This window comes from Streptomyces sp. NPDC002130, assembly GCF_040296465.1.
GTDB lineage: Bacteria > Actinomycetota > Actinomycetes > Streptomycetales > Streptomycetaceae > Streptomyces.
The window spans coordinates 1-1,658 of the sequence record NZ_JBEOXI010000708.1; the positions used below are offsets into that span (position 1 = coordinate 1).

The window sequence follows — 1,658 nt, forward strand, 5'->3', positions numbered from 1 at the left end:
AGAGGTTCTCGGGCTCCAGCTCGGCGGTGTGCGACCGAACAGTTCGGCCTTCGCGTCCTGGCTGGGCACGACCAGCTCGACCGCACCCTGACCTGGGCACATGTCTCCGAACTTCCCGACCCGACACCCTTCCTCGACGGCGGCGAACTACTCCTCATCACCGGGGTGTCACTACCGACGACGGCCGCGGAAACGACCCGATTCGTACGGACCCTGGTGGCGGCCGGAATTGCCGGAATCGGTTTCGGAACCGGCCTCGGATACGAGCAGGCGCCACAGACTCTGGTGGATGCGGCCACCCGTTTCAGTGTGCCCCTTCTCGACGTCCCATTGCGAACACCTTTCATCGCCCTGACCAAAGCGGTGTCGAAGGCGCAATCCGACGACGACATGAAAGCGCTGCGCAGCAATTACCAAAGCCTGCGGCGGCTGCTTCAAGCTGCGGTGACGGTCAACGGCACCCGGGCAGTCGTACGACGGGTGGCGGAATTGATCGGCGGATGGGCGGCTCTGCTGGACTCGGCCGGACATACCGTCGAGATCTCACACACCGCCGCGGCCGCCGGAATCGAGCGAACGGCCCCCGAGCGCGACGCCCGCCCGATGGAAGTCAGTTTCCTCACGAGTGAGAACGAGGACGTCATCTCCCACCCTCTGCTGACGTCGAGGGGAAAGCTGATGGGATACCTCGTTGCCGGCTGCCCCGGCGCCGTCGGTTCTCTGAATCAGGGCATCGTCATCGCAGCCGCGTCTCTGCTCACCTTGATGACGGCTCGAACCCGAGACGCGCAGCTGACGATGAACCACCTGCGCACCGTTGCGATGCATCAGCTCTTCGAAGGCCAGAATGCGCTCGCCCACAACATCTCCGGGGAATTGTGGGGAGGATTTCCGGTCGAGCCTTTCCAGGTCTTCCACGTAGCGGGCCCGAGTGGCCTGCTCGAGAGCGTGTCCGTCTCACTGCTCGACGGTCTCAGCCGCGATCTGGCATTCGGCATCACCGACGGTGCGCTGATCGCCGTCGTCTCAGCCACGGACAGCGGGCGAATCCTCGCCCGTGTCAACGAAATCGACGTAACCGTCGGCGTGTCGGACATGTTGTGGTGGGACGATCTCTCGCGCGCCAGACGCCAAGCCGCGCAGGCAGCAGCCGAGGCCGGCGCCCGCAACCTGCCTTCGATGCGGTTCGCCGAACTCTCGGAGAGCGGATTGTCCGCGTTTCTCGATCAGGATCGCTCGACGGCATTCGCGGCGGCACACTTGCGCCCGCTTCTGGAAGCGAAGGGCGGTAGCGATCTCTACCGAACCTTGGCCATGTGGTTGGCACACAACGGGGTGGGCGACGCCGCGGCCACAGCGCTGAATATTCATCGGCATACGTTGCGCAGCAGACTCGCTCGGATCGAGAGCCTTCTCCAGCTCGACCTCGGCTCCCCCACGGAACGTGCGGAGTTGTGGCTCGAGTACCGCCTGCTCGGTGACGCTCCGACCATCTGACCGTCAACCGATACAACACCCGAAGCGACCTGAAGGGCCCCCACCGGATTGCGGCGGAGACCCTTCATGGACACACCGGGTTCGGCGGCCACCTCGGACTTGAGCAGGGCGTCGGCGGCGTAGATCCCGGCGGGGCCGGATCCGACGATGGCGACCCGCAG

1 protein-coding gene is annotated in these 1,658 nt (G+C 65.1%); it reads left to right on the forward strand.

Going from position 1 to position 1,658, the window contains the following annotated elements; all coding sequences use genetic code 11:
- A partial coding sequence (locus ABT116_RS44685) for a PucR family transcriptional regulator (protein ID WP_351646679.1) occupies positions 1-1,497 on the forward strand: 1,497 nt, incomplete at its 5' end.
- Positions 1,498-1,658: the final 161 nt, after the last annotated feature.